At 71.2% G+C, this 16,291-nt stretch carries 17 protein-coding genes and 1 riboswitch; of the genes, 9 read left to right on the top strand and 8 right to left on the bottom strand.

Annotated features, from left to right (window positions below):
• The first annotated feature begins 34 nt into the window (after positions 1-34).
• The gene (locus ACZ6JT_RS15125; RefSeq protein WP_469210016.1) at positions 35-844 is read left to right on the top strand and encodes a polysaccharide deacetylase family protein; all 810 of its coding nucleotides are present in this window, start codon (positions 35-37) and stop codon (positions 842-844) included.
• The gene (locus tag ACZ6JT_RS15120) at positions 841-2,028 is read left to right on the top strand and encodes a YncE family protein (protein WP_469210014.1); all 1,188 of its coding nucleotides are present in this window, start codon (positions 841-843) and stop codon (positions 2,026-2,028) included. Before ACZ6JT_RS15125 ends, ACZ6JT_RS15120 begins: the two co-directional genes overlap by 4 nt.
• A 91-nt stretch (positions 2,029-2,119) precedes the next feature.
• On the opposite strand, the gene ACZ6JT_RS15115 is transcribed toward ACZ6JT_RS15120, so the two are convergent.
• Positions 2,120-3,361, bottom strand: coding sequence for a cytochrome P450 (locus ACZ6JT_RS15115; protein ID WP_469210013.1), 1,242 nt, complete (start codon positions 3,359-3,361; stop codon positions 2,120-2,122).
• Positions 3,342-4,151 (bottom strand): tRNA-dependent cyclodipeptide synthase, encoded by an 810-nt coding sequence (locus ACZ6JT_RS15110; protein ID WP_469210010.1) that lies wholly within the window; start codon positions 4,149-4,151, stop codon positions 3,342-3,344. The genes ACZ6JT_RS15115 and ACZ6JT_RS15110 overlap by 20 nt, the downstream gene beginning before the upstream one ends.
• Before the next feature lie 254 nt (positions 4,152-4,405).
• On the opposite strand from ACZ6JT_RS15110, the gene ACZ6JT_RS15105 reads away from it, so the two are divergent.
• Complete coding sequence (locus ACZ6JT_RS15105) at positions 4,406-4,618, top strand: EF-hand domain-containing protein (protein WP_365470001.1); 213 nt, start codon at positions 4,406-4,408, stop codon at positions 4,616-4,618.
• 71 nt (positions 4,619-4,689) lie between these two features.
• Here the strand turns inward: ACZ6JT_RS15105 and ACZ6JT_RS15100 are convergent, their stop codons facing one another.
• Positions 4,690-5,241: a PadR family transcriptional regulator gene (locus tag ACZ6JT_RS15100; RefSeq protein WP_469210009.1), complete on the bottom strand. Its 552-nt coding sequence runs from the start codon at positions 5,239-5,241 to the stop codon at positions 4,690-4,692.
• 174 nt (positions 5,242-5,415) lie between these two features.
• Here ACZ6JT_RS15100 and ACZ6JT_RS15095 point away from each other — a divergent pair, with 174 nt between their 5' ends.
• Positions 5,416-6,060, top strand: coding sequence for a dihydrofolate reductase family protein (locus ACZ6JT_RS15095; RefSeq protein WP_469210007.1), 645 nt, complete (start codon positions 5,416-5,418; stop codon positions 6,058-6,060).
• 25 nt (positions 6,061-6,085) lie between these two features.
• On the opposite strand, the gene ACZ6JT_RS15090 is transcribed toward ACZ6JT_RS15095, so the two are convergent.
• Positions 6,086-6,598 carry an AMIN-like domain-containing (lipo)protein gene (locus tag ACZ6JT_RS15090; RefSeq protein WP_469210005.1) on the bottom strand — a complete coding sequence of 171 codons (513 nt, stop codon included), beginning with the start codon at positions 6,596-6,598 and terminating at the stop codon, positions 6,086-6,088.
• Positions 6,599-6,779: 181 nt separating this feature from the next.
• Here ACZ6JT_RS15090 and ACZ6JT_RS15085 point away from each other — a divergent pair, with 181 nt between their 5' ends.
• Positions 6,780-7,385 (top strand): hypothetical protein, encoded by a 606-nt coding sequence (locus ACZ6JT_RS15085; RefSeq protein ID WP_469210003.1) that lies wholly within the window; start codon positions 6,780-6,782, stop codon positions 7,383-7,385.
• Positions 7,386-7,456: 71 nt separating this feature from the next.
• Here ACZ6JT_RS15085 and ACZ6JT_RS15080 read toward each other — a convergent pair whose 3' ends face one another.
• The 4 genes from ACZ6JT_RS15080 to gcvT form a co-directional block, all read right to left on the bottom strand.
• Positions 7,457-8,839: an L-serine ammonia-lyase gene (locus tag ACZ6JT_RS15080; protein ID WP_469210001.1), complete on the bottom strand. Its 1,383-nt coding sequence runs from the start codon at positions 8,837-8,839 to the stop codon at positions 7,457-7,459.
• Positions 8,840-9,127: 288 nt separating this feature from the next.
• Positions 9,128-10,384 (bottom strand): serine hydroxymethyltransferase, encoded by a 1,257-nt coding sequence (gene glyA / locus ACZ6JT_RS15075; protein WP_469209999.1) that lies wholly within the window; start codon positions 10,382-10,384, stop codon positions 9,128-9,130.
• A 15-nt stretch (positions 10,385-10,399) separates the two neighbouring features.
• Positions 10,400-10,780, bottom strand: coding sequence for a glycine cleavage system protein GcvH (gene gcvH / locus ACZ6JT_RS15070; protein ID WP_469209998.1), 381 nt, complete (start codon positions 10,778-10,780; stop codon positions 10,400-10,402).
• A 112-nt stretch (positions 10,781-10,892) separates the two neighbouring features.
• Positions 10,893-12,008 (bottom strand): glycine cleavage system aminomethyltransferase GcvT, encoded by a 1,116-nt coding sequence (gene gcvT / locus ACZ6JT_RS15065; RefSeq protein ID WP_469209996.1) that lies wholly within the window; start codon positions 12,006-12,008, stop codon positions 10,893-10,895.
• Between the two features lie 140 nt (positions 12,009-12,148).
• Positions 12,149-12,252: riboswitch (glycine riboswitch) on the bottom strand.
• 206 nt (positions 12,253-12,458) lie between these two features.
• Between gcvT and ACZ6JT_RS15060 the strand changes: the two genes are divergently transcribed.
• From ACZ6JT_RS15060 to ACZ6JT_RS15045, 4 genes are all read left to right on the top strand, one after another.
• Positions 12,459-13,127 carry an AAA family ATPase gene (locus ACZ6JT_RS15060; protein WP_469209994.1) on the top strand — a complete coding sequence of 223 codons (669 nt, stop codon included), beginning with the start codon at positions 12,459-12,461 and terminating at the stop codon, positions 13,125-13,127.
• A 124-nt stretch (positions 13,128-13,251) separates the two neighbouring features.
• Positions 13,252-13,986: an enhanced serine sensitivity protein SseB gene (locus ACZ6JT_RS15055; RefSeq protein WP_469209992.1), complete on the top strand. Its 735-nt coding sequence runs from the start codon at positions 13,252-13,254 to the stop codon at positions 13,984-13,986.
• Between the two features lie 56 nt (positions 13,987-14,042).
• Complete coding sequence (locus ACZ6JT_RS15050; protein ID WP_362854493.1) at positions 14,043-14,783, top strand: enhanced serine sensitivity protein SseB C-terminal domain-containing protein; 741 nt, start codon at positions 14,043-14,045, stop codon at positions 14,781-14,783.
• 436 nt (positions 14,784-15,219) lie between these two features.
• The gene (locus ACZ6JT_RS15045; protein WP_376619048.1) at positions 15,220-16,218 is read left to right on the top strand and encodes an ABC transporter permease; all 999 of its coding nucleotides are present in this window, start codon (positions 15,220-15,222) and stop codon (positions 16,216-16,218) included.
• Positions 16,219-16,291 lie beyond the last annotated feature (73 nt).

Here is a 16,291-nt window from a genome sequence, read left to right as displayed (position 1 = left end):
TACCTTCCGGGTCATCCAGCCCTTAAATGGGCAGGTGCTCTCACAACCAGGCCGCCGCGCGGCCCTGCGCGGGGCCCTGCGTGCGGCCGGTCTCGGAGCGGCCGCGACCGCGACGGCCGGCCTCACCGCCGCCTGCGGACCGGGCCGCCCCGCCCCCGTCTCCTCCGCGCCGCCCCCCGGACCGGCCAGACCCGACCGCCCCGCCAAGGCGGCCGCCGCCGCCCCGCGCCGGTTCCCCGGGCAGCCCGTGGAGATCGCCCACGGCCCGCGCGACCGCCCCCGCGTCGCCCTCACCTTCCACGGCAACGGGGACCCCGCCCTCGCCCGGGCGGTCCTGACCGAGGCCGAACGCGGGGGCGCGCGCGTCACCGTCCTGGCGATCGGAACCTGGCTCGACGCCCACCCGGACATGGCCCGCCGCATCCTCGACGGCGGTCACGAACTCGGCAACCACACCCAGCGCCACCTCGCGGTCAACGACCTGCCCGAGGCGGAGGCCTACGCCGAGATCACCGGCTGCGCCCAGCGGCTCAAACGACTCACCGGCTCCATCGGCACCTGGTTCCGGCCCTCCCAGACCCAGTACGCGACCCCGCTCGTCCGGAAACTGGCCCAGCGGGCCGGCTACCCGCACGTCCTCTCGTACGACGTGGACTCCCTCGACTTCACCTCGCCCGGCGCCGCGGCCGTCATCCGCACCGTCACCGGGACGATCCAAGGCGGATCGGTGGTGAGCCTGCACTTCGGCTACGCGGACACGGTCGACGCGATGCCTCCCCTCCTCGAAGAACTCGCGCGCCGCAAGCTGCGCGCGGTGACCACCACGGAGCTGCTGACCCAATGACCACCACCCGCCTTCCCCGGAAGGTCACCGTGCTGCTGGCCGGTCTGGTCCTCGCCGCCCTGGCCGGCTGCGGCGCAGCCGAAAAGGGGCCCGCCGAGGCGCTCGGCACCAAGGGCCCCGCCAAGCCCGTCAAGGCCGTGCCGGCCCTCCCGCCCGGCCTGCCCGGCATGCCGCCGCTCCTCGATCCCCACGACGTCTACGCGGCGGACCGGCCGAACAAGCTCTCCCCGGTGGTCAAGGACTTCCCGTCCCGCGTCTACGTGCCGAACACCAACTCCAACACGGTGTCCGTCATCGACCCGGTGACCTACCAGGTCATCGACACCATCCCGGTCGGCGTCCAGCCCCAGCACGTGGTGCCCTCCTGGGACATGAAGACCCTGTGGGTCAACAACAACCGCGGCCACACGCTCACCCCGATCAACCCGGCCACCGGCGAGGCCGGAAAGCCCGTCGAGGTGCACGACCCGTACAACCTGTACTTCACGCCGAACGGCAAGTACGCCATCGTCATGGCCTCGATGGACAAGGAGCTGGTCTTCCGCGATCCGCACACCATGGACCGCGTCAAGACGGTCCCGGTGACCTGCTACGGCGTCAACCACGCGGACTTCTCCGCCGACGGCCGGTACTTCATCGTGAGCTGCGAGTTCTCCGGCGAACTGCTCAAGGTCGACACCGAACGGATGGAGGTCATCGGCCAGCAGAAACTGCCGTTCGAGGGCGCCATGCCGCAGGACGTCAAGGTCTCCCCGGACGGGAAGACCTTCTACGTCGCGGACATGATGGCGCACGGCATGTGGGTGCTCGGCGGGGACAAGTTCGAGACCCCCAAGCTGCTGCCCACGGGCAAGGGCTGCCACGGCCTGTACGTGAGCCGCGACTCCAAGGAGATGTACGTCTCCAACCGCGGCGAGGGCACCATCTCCGTCTACAGCTTCCCCGAGAACAAGCTCACCAAGAAGTGGACCCTGCCGGACGGCGGCAGCCCCGACATGGGCGGGGTCTCGGCCGACGGCAAGGTGCTGTGGCTGTCGGGCCGCTACAACTCCGAGGTGTACGCGATCGACACCGTGACCGGCAAGCAGCTCGCCCGGATCCCGGTCGGCGGCGGACCGCACGGGCTCGCCGTGTACCCGCAGCCCGGCCGCTACTCGCTCGGCCACACCGGGATCTTCCGGTAGCCGAAGGCACGCCGACCGAAGGATGTGACGACGGCGCCCCGGGAGCTCGCACGACTCCCGGGACACCGCCGTCGGCCCGTCGGGCCACGGACTACCAGGCGACCGGAAGCCTCTCCGGAAGCCGCTTGATGAAGCCCGTGCGCCAGACGAGGTTCTCGGCGGGCACCGCGAGGCGCAGCCCGGGCAGCCGCTCGACCAGCACCTCCAGCGCGATCTCGGCGTGTGCCCGGCCCAGCGCGGAGGCCGGGCAGAAGTGCCGCCCGGCGCCGAAGGCGAGATGGGGGTTCGGGCTTTCGCGCTCCAGGTCCAGCTCGTCCGGGTTCTCGAAGGCCGCCGGGTCGAAGTTGGCTCCCTCCAGCAGGACGAGGACGAGCTCGCCCTCCTGCACCAGCACGTCACCGACCCGGACGTCCGCGAGGGCGATGCGCGGCAGGCCGTCGCCGACGGAGAGGTTCCAGCGCAGCAGCTCGTCGACCGCCCCGCCCATGCGCTCGGGGTGCTCGCGCAGGTAGCCGATCAGCTCGGGCCGCTGGAGCAGCGCGAGGACCGCGAGGGTCAGGAACGCCGACGTGGAGACGGCGCCCGCGCCGAAGAGCGAGACGGCGACCGTCGCGAACATGTCGTCGCTCAGGTGCGCCGACTCCGGGTCCGCCTCCTTCAGCCCGGCGAACCTGCCGAGGAGCCCCGTACGCTCCTCGGGGGCCAGCGCCAGCTGGGCGCCCAGCCGCTCGGCGAAGTAGCCGACGTCCTTGTACCAGTTGAGGGCCGAGTCGGCGAAGGGCTCGCGCGCGGTCATGAAGGCGACGTCCAGCCCCGACATCAGCCGGCGCCAGTCCTCGAAGGGCACCCCGAGCACCTGGCAGTGCAGGGCCGCCGAGAAGGGGTCGGCGAACCCGGCCCGGAGGTCGGCCGGGCCGCCCTCGGCGACGATCTGGTCGATGAGCTCGCCGGCCTTGGCGCGCAGCAGGTCCCGGAGCCCCTTCCGGCGCGGGTTGAGCGCCTTCATCACCGCGTCGCGCAGGCCGGCGCTGTTGATGTTGCCCATGTTGTCGACGACCTCGGGCGGGATCGTCAGCGCGTACTGGCGCGGGACGCCGGCGTTCGCCGTGTCCTTGAGGCTGAAGCGCTCGTCCTCCAGCACCTGCCGGGCCAGCGCGTAGCTGCTCACCAGCCAGGCGGGGTCCCCGGTGAGGGTGCGGACCCGGGCGACGGGGGCCTTCTCGCGCAGCCAATCGCACTCCTGCGGGAGCACGTCACCGCGCCGCGACAGCGGGAAGTCGAGGAGCGGCTGCGGCTCCCGGCTCTCCCGGCCCTCAAGCTGCTCGACGCTCATCGGCGGTCCCTTCGGTCGGTGCGTGGTCCGTGGCGCTTTCGGGTGCGGGCGCCGGAGGCGCGGGGGCCTGGGGCGCGCCGGCCCGCGCCGTGGCCTCGGCGGGCTCGGGCCGTACGACGGCGTACGCCTGGTTGCGGGTCGCGCGCAGGCCCCCGCCGCGCGCGAAGAGGACATCGGTCAGCGGCATCCTGACGTGGTACGCCGCCACCGAGGACGGCACGTCGAGAATGCTCGGGGTGTCCACGAAGAACGGCAGCTCGGCTGCCATGTAATCGAAACAGACCTGCAACTGGACGTCTGTGATCGATTCACCTTCCGGCAACTTGGAACCGACAAAGTGCAGGGCCATCTCCTCGCAGCCCTTGCGGAATGCGTCGTCGGTTTCCAGGAAATGCAGGATGCGGCGGTGGAGCAGTTGGTAAACGGGGTTCGACTGAAACTCCGACAGGGCTCGCACGCGAATATCGGCCCGTCCGGGCCCGGACTCCTCCACACCCTTGAGGATCCGCCGCCGGACCGCCTTGATTTCCTTCGTGGCGCGCCTTTCCGCGTGCTCGCGGGTGTAGCCGAAGGCGGCGAACATCCGGTCCACGTGGAGGTCGGCGTAGACGAAGTCGACTTGGGCGAAGCGGGTCGTGGCCCACCGGGCGAGGCCGGCGATGCGCTCGGAACTGAAGTAGCTGTTTCCGGGACTCACCCCGATGAGCACATGGTCGCCGTCTTCCCAGATATGGCGGCAGGTGCGGGTGAAGGGCAGAACTTCGAATGATGCGTCGGCTGTGATCGTCACCTGTGTGATCGCCCTTGTCGCCGCTTGTCCCTGGGAGCCCTGCGCTCCTGGTGTGGCGGCAATGCCGTTACGTTATGCCGTGGCCCCGGAGCGTGACAAGTGGAAGCCGGATCTGTTGTCAGGAATTATCACTTCCGCATGGTGGAAGGTTAATTGAATTCTTTTCTGCCGCCCGAACGGGACCCGCGGCGGGGGCCGGCCGCAGGGACCGCTACCCTGAGCCGGTCAACAGGCATCAAGAAGGAGTGCACCCAGTGGCGGACATCGAGAGCGCACGGACGACGTTCGGCAAGTTCGACGTGAACGGTGACGGCTTCGTCACGGCCGAGGAGTTCAAGGCGGCCATGGCGGCCATGGGCGACCCGTTCGTCACTGCCGCCGTCGCGGACGCCGTGATCGCCGCCAAGGACGAGAACGGCGACGGCCTGCTCAGCTTCGACGAGTTCTGGGCCTCCCTGAACAAGTAGTCCCTCCGCCGCTCCCGCCCCGCACCCCCGGCTCGCCGCCGGGCCGGGGCGGGAGCGCGCGTGCGTCCGCGTCAGGCCTCCGGCCCGGACGACATGTCCTCGACCTCGGCGAGGGCCTCCTCCAGCCACTGCAGCCAGAACGTCTCCAGGGCGATCCCCCCGTGCAGGACGAGCCGGCGCAGCCGGTCCTCCACGGCGTCGCGTCCCGGCGGGAAGTCCTTCTCCTCGATGGCCTCGTACTGCGCCAGCTGGCGCCGGTGGAGGTCCAGATGGCGCCGCAGCTCAGGGCCGAGCCCCTGCGGCCCCACCACGCCCGCCGCGCGGATCCGCAGCAGCAGCGGGTCGCGCATCGGTTTGGGGTCCTGGCTCTCGCCGACCCAGCGCGCCAGCTCCGCGCTGCCGCCGGGCAGTACCTCGTACTCCTTCTTCTGCCCCCGCACGGGCGCCTCGCTGGGCAGCGCCCGGATCAGCCCGGCCTCCTCCAGCCGTCCGAGCTCGCGGTAGATCTGCTGGTGCGTCGCCGACCAGAAGTACCCGATCGACTTGTCGAACCGCCGGGTCAGCTCCAGCCCGGACGAGGGCTTCTCGAGCAGGGCGGTGAGGATGGCGTGCGGGAGGGACATGGCGCCATCCTAGGTTCGCGGCCGCCGCGTCAGTGCGCCCCCGTTCGGCCGCCCCCGGCTGGTGACCGGGCCCGGCGGTGAACAGGCTGGAGGAGTGCCCGCCCACTTCGACTTCCCCGACCCCGAACACCGCTGAACCCTGTCCCGTCCTCGCCGACCAGGCCGGAGGAAGCCGTGGAGCAACTGCTGAGAGTCCAGAACTTCACCGTCTCGCGCGACGGGTTCGGCGCCGGTGAGCGCCAGAGCCTGGAGCGGCCGTTCGGCGACGCCGACCCCGGGGAGATGTTCGCCTGGGCCGGGGCCACCGCGAGCTGGCCCCACCGCACCGACCCCGGAGGCAGCCGGGGCCTCGACGACTACTTCACCCGGGACTTCGCGCACGGCATCGGCGCCGAGATCATGGGCCGCAACAAGTTCGGGCCCCAGCGCGGGCCTTGGCCCGACCACGAATGGCGCGGCTGGTGGGGCGACGAGCCCCCCTTCCACACCCCGGTGTTCGTCATGACCCACCACGAGCGTCCGTCGTTCACGCTCTCCGACACCACCTTCCACTTCGTCGACGCCGACCCGGCCACGGCCCTCGGCATGGCGCGGGAGGCGGCGCGGGGCCAGGACGTCCGGCTCGGCGGCGGGGCCACCACCATCCGGGAGTTCCTCGAGGCCGACCTCGTCGACACCCTGCACGTGGCGGTCTCGCCGGTGGAGATCGGATCCGGGGCACGGCTCTGGGACTCGCCCGAGGAGCTCCTCGACCGGTTCCACCTCGACGTCGTGCCCAGCCCGAGCGGCGTGACGCACCACCTCTTCTGGCGCCGCTGACCGCCGCCGGGCAGGCCTGCGCCCGTCACCGGGTGACGTGCGAGATGTCCACGACGAAGCGCTCCGGGGAGTGCAGGGTGTAGGCGCGGTAGTACGGCACGGTGTCGAAGGCGGCGCCGAGGGTCACGTACCCCTCGTAGTCGCCGGTCAGGGCGATGCCCTTGAGCTTGCTCAGGTAGATCTTCTGGAGCCTGGGTCCCTGGTAGACGTTCCGGCCCGCGTCGTCGTGCGCGGCGGCGGGGTGGAAGCGGATCTCCAGGAAGTGCTTCCCGGCCAGCGGCACGGGCTTGCCGGACCCGTCGTGGACCAGCTGCGGGACGGGGGTGACGGTCACCTCGGGGACGTACCCCTGCAGGTCGACGACGATCCGGTCGTACGTGGCGTGCCCGCCCCAGCGGGCGTTGACGACGAGCGGGGTCTGGCTCTGGGCGGCGGTGGAAGTGGTGGCGGCCGAGGCAGGTGCGGCGAAGGAGAGGCAGGCGGCGAGCAGAGCGCCGGATGTCAGGGCCACGATCTGCCGGAGACGTGCGTGGATCATGACGTCCCCTCGATTCCTGAGAGACGGGGACTGATGGCACGGCTTAGGACGCCGTTCAGGCATCCCGCGGTTCCCCTCCTGGTTCGGTCAATCCACCACTCGACAACTGCCATGGGTGGCAGGGTGGTTGGCAGGCAATCGGCCCGTCCCGACAGGAGAGAACCGGATGCGTCCTCACCGCTTGTCCCGTCACGCAACGGTCGCCGTGGCCCTCGTCCTGGCGGCCACCGCCTGCGGTGGTGACGCGGAGGGCGAGGTCTCGCAGGAGGGGAAGGGCGGCTACCGCTGGGTGGCCACGGACGAGATCTGCAACGCGCTCCCGTACGGCAAGCTCGCCGACCCGCTCGGGGCCCGCGAGGAGGCCGCGGACCGGGACAAGCGGTCCGGCACGGGCGCCCCGGGCGTCAAGTGCGTCCAGCCGCTCGTCGAGTCCGGCCCGGCGGAGTACGGGAACGTCAAGGTGGAGCTGGACCTCGCGTACACGGAGAGCGTCGACTTCTCCAAGGACGTCTTCGCCAGGGCCCGCGCGGACACGGCGAAGGACATGCCGGACAGCGGCTTCACCGACGTGAAGGGCGTCGGCAAGGAGGCCTACCGGTTCGCCTTCAACAAGCCGACCGAGCTGCGGCAGGTCCACGCGCTGCGGCTGCGCGACAGCAACATGCTGATCGACGTGACGGTCACGGCCGAGGCGCGCACACCGCCCACCGCTGACAGCCTGAAGGCGTACGACGCGGCGGTGGACGATTTCGCCCGGGGCGTCCTCAAGGCGCTGCGCCGCGGATAGCGCCCGAAAGCAGACGGGAAGGGGCCCGGTGCGCACGCGCGCGCCGGGCCCCTCGCGTCACCTGCCGTGGATCAGCACTCGATGACGTTGACCGCGAGACCGCCGCGGGCCGTCTCCTTGTACTTGACCTTCATGTCGGCGCCCGTCTCCTTCATGGTCTTGATGACCTTGTCGAGGGAGACCTTGTGGGTGCCGTCGCCGCGCATCGCCATCCTGGCGGCGGTGACGGCCTTGACCGCGGCCATGCCGTTGCGCTCGATGCAGGGGATCTGGACCAGGCCGCCGACCGGGTCGCAGGTCAGGCCCAGGTTGTGCTCCATCCCGATCTCGGCCGCGTTCTCGACCTGCTCCGGGGTGCCGCCGAGGACCTCGGCCAGGGCGCCGGCCGCCATCGAGCAGGCCGAGCCCACCTCGCCCTGGCAGCCGACCTCGGCGCCCGAGATCGACGCGTTCTCCTTGAAGAGCAGGCCGATCGCGCCCGCCGCCAGCAGGAAGCGGACCACGCCCTCCTCGTCGGCGCCGGGCACGAAGTTCACGTAGTAGTGCAGGACCGCCGGGATGATGCCCGCGGCGCCGTTCGTCGGGGCGGTGACCACCCGGCCGCCGGCGGCGTTCTCCTCGTTCACGGCCATCGCGTAGAGGGTGATCCACTCCATCGACAGCGCCAGCGGGTCGCCCTCGGAGCGGAGCTTGCGGGCGGTGTTCGCCGCCCGGCGCCGGACCTTCAGGCCGCCCGGCAGGATGCCCTCGCGGGACATGCCGCGCGAGACGCAGGACTGCATGACGCGCCAGATCTCCAGGAGGCCCTCGCGGATCTCCTCCTCCGTGCGCCAGGCCTTCTCGTTCTCCAGCATCATCGCGGAGATCGACAGGCCGCTCTCCCGGGCCATGCGCAGCATTTCGTCGCCGGAGCGGAAGGGGTACTTCAGCACGGTGTCGTCGAGCTTGATCCGGTCCTCGCCGACCGCGTCCTCGTCCACGACGAAGCCGCCGCCGACCGAGTAGTAGGTCTTCTCCAGCAGCGGGGTGCCGGCGGCGTCGTACGCGAAGAGGGTCATCCCGTTCGCGTGGTACGGCAGGGAGCGCCGGCGGTGGAGGATCAGCTGGTTCGGCTCGTCGAAGTCGATCTCGTGGACGTCGCCTATCTCCGCGCCCATCAGCCGCAGCCGGCCGCTCTTGCGGATGCGCTCGACCTCGTCGTCCGCCGTCTCGACGTTCACCGTGCGGGGGGAGTGCCCCTCCAGGCCCAGCAGCACCGCCTTGGGGGTGCCGTGTCCGTGGCCGGTCGCGCCGAGGGAGCCGAAGAGCTCGGCCCGCACCGCGGCGGTCTGGGCGAGCACGCCGTCCTTCTTCAGCCGCGTCACGAACATGCGGGCGGCCCGCATCGGGCCGACGGTGTGCGAGCTGGACGGACCGATGCCGATCGAGAAGAGATCGAAAACGGAAATGGCCACGTTGGCGGTCTCCCGGGTCATCCCCGCGGTGGCGGGGAACGGACCGTCCAGTCGCACTCGCAGCGTAGCGAGGCGGCCGACGGAGGGGCGGACTTTGCAGGGATTGCGGGCAAAGATCACCTCGTGGGCGCCCTTGCCCGGTTCATCAGCGTACGTCAGTTCGTGCGGGGCCCGGTTACGCCGACCTGTACGGCGGCTTTCGCGGCCCCGACGTCGAGGGCCGCACTCCGGACCACGGGAAAGGCCCGGCCCTGTGCGAGACGAGGCCGGGCCTTCCCAAGCCGTTGCCTAGAGCGACGGGTACAGCGGGAACTTCGCGGCGAGCGCGGAGACGCGCGCCTTGAGGGAGTCGGCGTCGTAGGTCGGCTTCAGGGCCTGCGCGATGATCTCGGCGACCTCGGTGAAGGCCTCGGCGTCGAAACCGCGGGTGGCCAGCGCCGGCGTACCGATCCGCAGACCCGAGGTGACCATCGGCGGCCGCGGGTCGTTCGGGATGGCGTTGCGGTTGACCGTGATGCCGACCTCGTGGAGGCGGTCCTCGGCCTGCTGGCCGTCCAGTTCGGAGTTGCGCAGGTCGACCAGGACCAGGTGCACGTCGGTGCCACCGGTGAGGACGTCCACGCCCACGGCCTTGACGTCGTCCTGGACCAGGCGGGCGGCGAGGATCTTCGCGCCCTCCAGGGTGCGCTCCTGGCGCTCCTTGAACTCCGGCGAGGCCGCGACCTTGAAGGAGACGGCCTTGGCCGCGATCACGTGCTCCAGCGGGCCGCCCTGCTGACCGGGGAAGACCGCGGAGTTGATCTTCTTGGCCAGCTCCTGCGTCGACAGGATGACACCGCCGCGCGGACCGCCGAGGGTCTTGTGCGTGGTGGTGGTGACCACGTGGGCGTGCGGCACCGGGTTCGGGTGCAGACCCGCGGCGACCAGGCCGGCGAAGTGCGCCATGTCGACCATCAGGTACGCGCCGACCTCGTCCGCGATGCGGCGGAAGGCGGCGAAGTCGAGCTGGCGCGGGTACGCGGACCAGCCGGCGACGATCAGCTGCGGCTTGGACTCCTTGGCGAGGCGCTCGACCTCGGCCATGTCCACCTCGCCGGTCTCGTCGACGTGGTACGGGACCACGTTGTAGAGCTTGCCGGAGAAGTTGATCTTCATGCCGTGGGTCAGGTGACCACCGTGGGCCAGGTTCAGGCCCATGATCGTGTCGCCCGGCTTCAGCAGCGCGAACATCGCGGCGGCGTTCGCCTGCGCACCCGAGTGCGGCTGGACGTTCGCGGCCTCGGCGCCGAACAGCGCCTTGATGCGGTCGATCGCGATCTGCTCGACCACGTCGACGTGCTCGCAGCCGCCGTAGTAACGGCGGCCCGGGTAGCCCTCGGCGTACTTGTTGGTCAGGACCGAACCCTGGGCCTCCATGACGGCGACCGGAGCGAAGTTCTCCGAGGCGATCATTTCCAGGGTGGACTGCTGGCGCACGAGCTCGGCGTCGACGGCGGCGGCGACGTCCGGGTCGAGCTCGTGGAGAGGGGTGTTCAGTACAGACATCAGGGTCCCCTGGGGTCAGTTACCGGCGGTGAGCTGGGTGTACTCCTCGAAGGACAGGGTGTCCTTCGGCTCCTCCGAGAGGCGCACCTTGAAGAGCCAGCCACCCTCGAACGGGGCGGTGTTCACGAGCGCCGGGTCGTCCACGACGTCCTGGTTGGCCTCGACGACCTCGCCGGAGACGGGGGAGTACAGGTCGCTGACCGACTTCGTCGACTCCAGCTCGCCGCAGGTGTCGCCTTCGGTCACGCTCTCGCCGACCTCGGGGAGCTGGGCGTAGACGACGTCACCGAGCGCGTTGGCCGCGAACTCCGTGATGCCGACCGTCGCGACGCCGTCCACGGCGTCCGACAGCCACTCGTGCTCCTTGGTGTAACGCAGCTTCTCGGGGTTGCTCATGACCTGATTCTCCTGGATGCGGGGGAGTGGATACGAACGGTGGTCTCGGGTACTGAGACGCTGCCGGACGGGGTTCCCGTACGGCTCGTGCACGGCTGGACCGTGTGCGGAACTACTTCTGCCGCTTGTAGAACGGCAGCGCCACGACCTCGTACGGCTCATGCGTACCGCGAATGTCGACGCCGACGCCGGAGGTGCCGGGCGCGGCGTGCGCCGCGTCCACGTACGCCATCGCGATCGGCTTGCCCAGCGTCGGGGACGGGGCGCCCGAGGTGACCTCGCCGATGACCTGACCGTCGGCGACGACCGGGAATCCGGCGCGCGGGACACGGCGGCCCTCGGCGACCAGGCCGACCAGCTTGCGCGGCGGGTTCGTGGCGGCGCGCTCGGCGGCGGCCTCCAGCGCGGCGCGGCCGACGAAGTCGCCCTCCTTCTCGAACTTCACGACCCGGCCCAGCCCCGCGTCGAACGGGGTGAGGGAGGTGGTCAGCTCGTGCCCGTACAGCGGCATGCCCGCTTCCAGGCGCAGGGTGTCGCGGCAGGACAGGCCGGCCGGGACCAGGCCGACGCCCTCGCCGGCCTTGGTCAGCGCCTGCCACAGCTCCACGGCGTGCTCGGGGGCGACGAACAGCTCGAAGCCGTCCTCGCCGGTGTAGCCCGTACGCGCGATCAGCGCGGGGACGCCCGCGACGGTGCCCGGCAGTCCGGCGTAGTACTTGAGGCCGTCCAGGTCGGCGTCCGTCAGGGAGGCCAGGATGCCGGGGGACTCCGGGCCCTGCACCGCGAGCAGCGCGTACGCGTCGCGGTCGTCGCGGACCTCGGTGTCGAAGCCGGCGGCACGCTCGGTCAGGGCGTCGAGGACGACCTGGGCGTTGGAGGCGTTGGCGACGACCATGAACTCGGTCTCGCCGAGGCGGTAGACGATCAGGTCGTCGACGATCCCGCCGTCCTCCTGGCAGATGTGCGTGTAACGGGCGCGGCCGACGCCGACGGTGGAGATGTTGCCGACGAGCGCGTAGTCCAGCGCCTTGACGGCCTCCGGGCCGGTCAGCGTGATCTCGCCCATGTGGGACAGGTCGAAGAGACCGGCCCTGGTGCGTACGGCGTTGTGCTCGTCGCGCTCGCTGGCGTACCGCAGCGGCATGTCCCAGCCCGCGAAGTCGGTCATGGTCGCACCGAGCGAGCGGTGCAGCGCATCGAGGGCGGTCAGACGGGGGGCAGTGCTCATGGGTGTGGCTCCCGAGTCCCAGGGCATGACATGACGAGGAGGGTCCTCCCCATCTGTCATCGGAACCTGAGAGGTTCGCCGAGAGTTCCTCGGCTTGCACCTTGGGTGGAGCTGTCGAACAGCTCGCTTTTCAGATCTGCCTCATCCACGCGGTACGGGGCCTGAGAGATTCAAGGGAGGATCTTGCTCCTTCGGCGCCCGCGCACGGCCTTGCGGCGTGCCGGGACTCTCCCGCGCGGATTCAAGCGGCCGGTATGCAGTTGGTCCAGATGGCGCACATCATTGCACGCCATGCCCGTGATCGGGCGGAGGGGTCCGAAAGTTCGTACGGTACCCCGAGCGGCCGGACCGGAACCGGGGACGCCGGATTACCGTCTCTTTACACTCAGTGGGCAAGGGTCCCGGTGACCCGATTCGGGGGAGGCGAACACTGTGCGGAGATTCGGAGTGGTGACGACGACGGGGACCGTGGAAGCGGTGCCGGCGCAGCGCGGACCGCGCGGCCGGGACCGCGAGCGCGAGCGGGCGGCGGACGCCGGCATCGGCTCCGTGCGCGACCTGCGCGGCCCCCGGGCCCGCGGCCCGCAGCGGCTCGCCTTCGCGGACGGGGACATCGTCGTGGTGTCCGGCCTGCCCGGCGGCGGCAAGAGCACCCTGATCAAGCGGGCGGCGGCCGACGGCGGCGCCGTCGACTCCCAGGACACCCGTGAGCGCTGGGAACGGCGCATGCCGCCGGCCCTGCCGTACGCCGCGTACCGGCCGCTGGTGCGCGCCGCGCACTACTGGGGGCTCTGGCGGCTCCTGCGCTCCGGAGCCTCCGTCGTCGTCCACGACTGCGGCACGCAGAGCTGGGTGCGCGGGCTGCTCGGGGCGGCCGCGCGGCGCCGGGGGCGGGCGCTGCACCTGCTCCTCCTCGACAGCAGCCCCGCGGAGGCCCTCTCCGGGCAGGCCGCGCGGGGGCGGCGGGTCTCCGCCTACGCCTTCGCCCGCCACCGGGGCGCGGTGGGCCGCCTGCTGCGCGAAGCCGAGGCGGGCCGCCCCCCGCGGGGCTGCGCCTCGGTCACCCTGCTCGACCGCTCCTCCGCCGCGACCGTGACCCGCATCGCGTTCCACGCCTGACCCGCGGGGCCCCGCACCAGCCCCTCGGCGCGGGACGCGCAGCGGGCCGGGCCCCCGCACCGGCGACGCGGCCGTGCCGGTACCCTGCGGGGCGACACGCGGCGGGATCACGGAGGCACGGGACATGCAGGGCAGCGGCTGGCCGGGGAATGAGCTGGAGCACGTGCTCGGGGCGGCGCTCGGGCAGCCGGACGCCGGCGGGCGCATCCTGGAGGTGCTCGGGCGCAGCCAGATATGGGTTCCCCTGCCCGGCGGAGGCGGCCCGGACTCGGCCGACCTCTCCCTGCCCACGATGGACATCGACGGCGCGGCCTACGTCCCCGTCTACAGCTCCGAGGCCCAGTTCCTCGCCTGCGTCGGCCCCGGTACGGACTTCGCCGTCGCCCCGGCCGTGGAGTTCGCCCGCGGCCTGCCCCCGCAGCTCGGCATCGCGGTCAATCCCGAGGGCGCCGTCGGCGTCCCGCTCCCCCCGCCCGCCGTCGCGGAGCTCTGCCGAACCGGTCGGACCCCGCTCGACGGACCCTCCACCGGCGGTCGAGTCCGGCTCTACGAGCCCGACTGGCAGGAGGACCCGGTGGACTTCCTGGCCGCAGCGGCCGAGGAGTTCCGGGCCACCGCGGTGGTCGCGGCCGCGCACCGCTGCCTGGCCAGCATCGAGGGCGGGGCGCCGGAGCTGTTCATCGGTGTCCGCCTGCTGGGATGGGAGCCCGAGATGCGAGAGGCCCCGATGGCGGCCCTCGGACGGGCGCTGACGCGTGTCCCGCCGCCGTGGCCCGTGCAGTTGATCCTGTTGGACGCGGCCCAGGACCCGGTCACGGACTGGATTCGTGAGCGCGTACGCCCCTTCTACCTCCCGTAGGGCCGCTTAAGCTGAGGGGCACGCGTGGACGACGGGCGGACGAAGAGGGGTACCGGGTGAGTGCGTCAGGCACGGCCGCGGCCGGGCAGGTCGAGCACATGATGCGCCAGGTGACCCCCGGGCGCTATGAGAGTTACGAGTCGCTTCTGCACGCCCTGTCCGAGGGGCGGCTCTGGATGCTGCTCTGGCAGGGGCAGCCGGGCTCCCCGGACGCCCAGTACGGCGGCATGGAGGTCGACGGCCTCGGGTACGCGCCCTGCGTCACCTCCCCGCAGGAGCTGGCCGCCAGCGGCTGGAACCGGGGCTACGAGGTGGTCACCGGGCGGGACATCGCCCGCGCGCTCTACCCGGACCGCTGGGGCCTGTGGCTCAACCCGCACGCCCCGGGCGGCGGCCTCGGCGTGCCCTGGGCCGACCTGCGCCGCATCGCGACAGGCCTGGACCGGATGCCGGCCGGCCCGCTGCGGCTCTCCGAGCCCGCGATCGAGCTCCCGCAGTTCTACGGGCTGCTGACCCAGCACGCCCACCGCACGCCCGCCGTCCGGTCGCTGCGCCGCGCCTGGGTGCAGCCCGCGCTCGGTTCCCCGTACCTCGCGGTCGGCCTCGACCTGTACGACGCCTCCGCGCCCGCGCTGGAATCCGTACGGGAGATGATGCGCCAGTCCGTCGGGGTGGTCCCCGAGGGCGTCCCGGTGTGCACGGTCGCGCTGGCGGACGAACACGACCCGGTGGCGATGTGGCTGCGCGCGCAGACCCGCCCCTTCTACGACCGCGAGGGCCAGGCGCCGGCGTACTGATCCGCCCCTCCGCATATCGAGACATCTCCCTCGAAGGCCGCACCGGACCCATCGGTGCGGCCTTCGGCATATCCGCTGAATACACCCAAGATCCATGTCCGAAAGGGCAGTTGAGACGGATGTCCGTTCCGCGCCGAACATGAGGTCTTGAACCGCTGAGGCGGGTGCGCCGTTCGGATAACGGAAGTCGACTCGTCACATCACGGTTGCGCATCACATCCCCGTCGGGTCTGGCGGGTGATCGAGAGACCGTTGAAGACTCCCCCCACTGAGAGGGCCCAACCAGCGGGAGCCCACTCTTCATCCGCATTTCGCGAGCAGTTCCCTAGCGACGAACCGCCGGCAACCAGCGACAACCGCGCCACGATGTGAACCAAGCCGTCACAGCGGCTGGCAGGGGCCGGCCACCAGCCGGCCGAGAGGGGTCCCCACCACGATGACGGCACCTACCGAGACCAGCGGGCCCGCGGGGCTCCAGCCCGGCGCCAGCCCGGACGGGGCGAAGCAAGGGGCGATTGAGGGTCGTTCGCTCGGCCGGATCGCCTGGACCCGCCTCAAGCGGGACAAGGTCGCGATGGCCGGCGGGATCGTCGTCCTCTTCCTGGTCGTGCTGGCCGTTCTCTCGCAGCCGATCCAGGCGATCTTCGGCCTCGACCCCGACGCCCTCCACCAGGACCTGATCGACCCGTCGCTCGCGACCCCCATCGGCTCCTTCGGCGGCATCAGCTGGTCCCACCCGCTGGGCGTCGAGCCGAAGTTCGGCCGTGACATCGCCACCCGCATCCTGGAGGGCTCCTGGGTGTCGCTGCTCGTGGCCTTCGGTTCGACCCTGCTGTCCGTGGTCATCGGCTCGGTGCTGGGCGTCGTCGCCGGCTACTACGGCGGCTGGGCCGACACCGTCATCAGCCGGATGATGGACACCTTCCTGGCCTTCCCGCTGCTGCTGTTCGCGATCTCTATCTCGGCCGCGCTGCAGGGCGGTGCCTTCGGACTGGAGGGGCTGCCGCTCCACATCAGCGTGCTGGTGTTCGTGATCGGCTTCTTCGGCTGGCCGTACATCGGACGCATCGTGCGCGGCCAGACGCTGTCGCTGCGCGAACGGGAGTTCGTCGACGCGGCCCGCTCCCTGGGAGCGCGCGGCCCGTTCATCGTCTTCAGGGAGCTGCTCCCGAACCTGGTGGCGCCGATCCTGGTCTACGCGACCCTGCTGATCCCCACCAACATCCTTTTCGAGGCGTCCCTGAGCTTCCTGGGCGTCGGTATCCAGCCCCCGCAGGCTTCCTGGGGCGGAATGCTGAGCGAGGCCGTCAGGTACTACAAGGTCGACCCGATGTACATGGTCGTGCCGGGCCTGGCGATCTTCATCACCGTGCTCGCCTTCAACCTGCTCGGCGACGGTCTGCGGGACGCCCTGGACCCCAAGAGCCGCCGCTGAACCGTTTCCTCGGGCGCGGCCGGGCCACCGCCCACCCCATCACCACTCCACTCTGAATCAGGGGGCTTAACTC

The sequence above is a fragment of the Streptomyces sp. NPDC046308 genome (assembly GCF_055588065.1).
The sequence above is the reverse complement of the archived record's forward strand: the minus strand, read 5'-3'. Positions and strand labels throughout refer to the sequence as shown.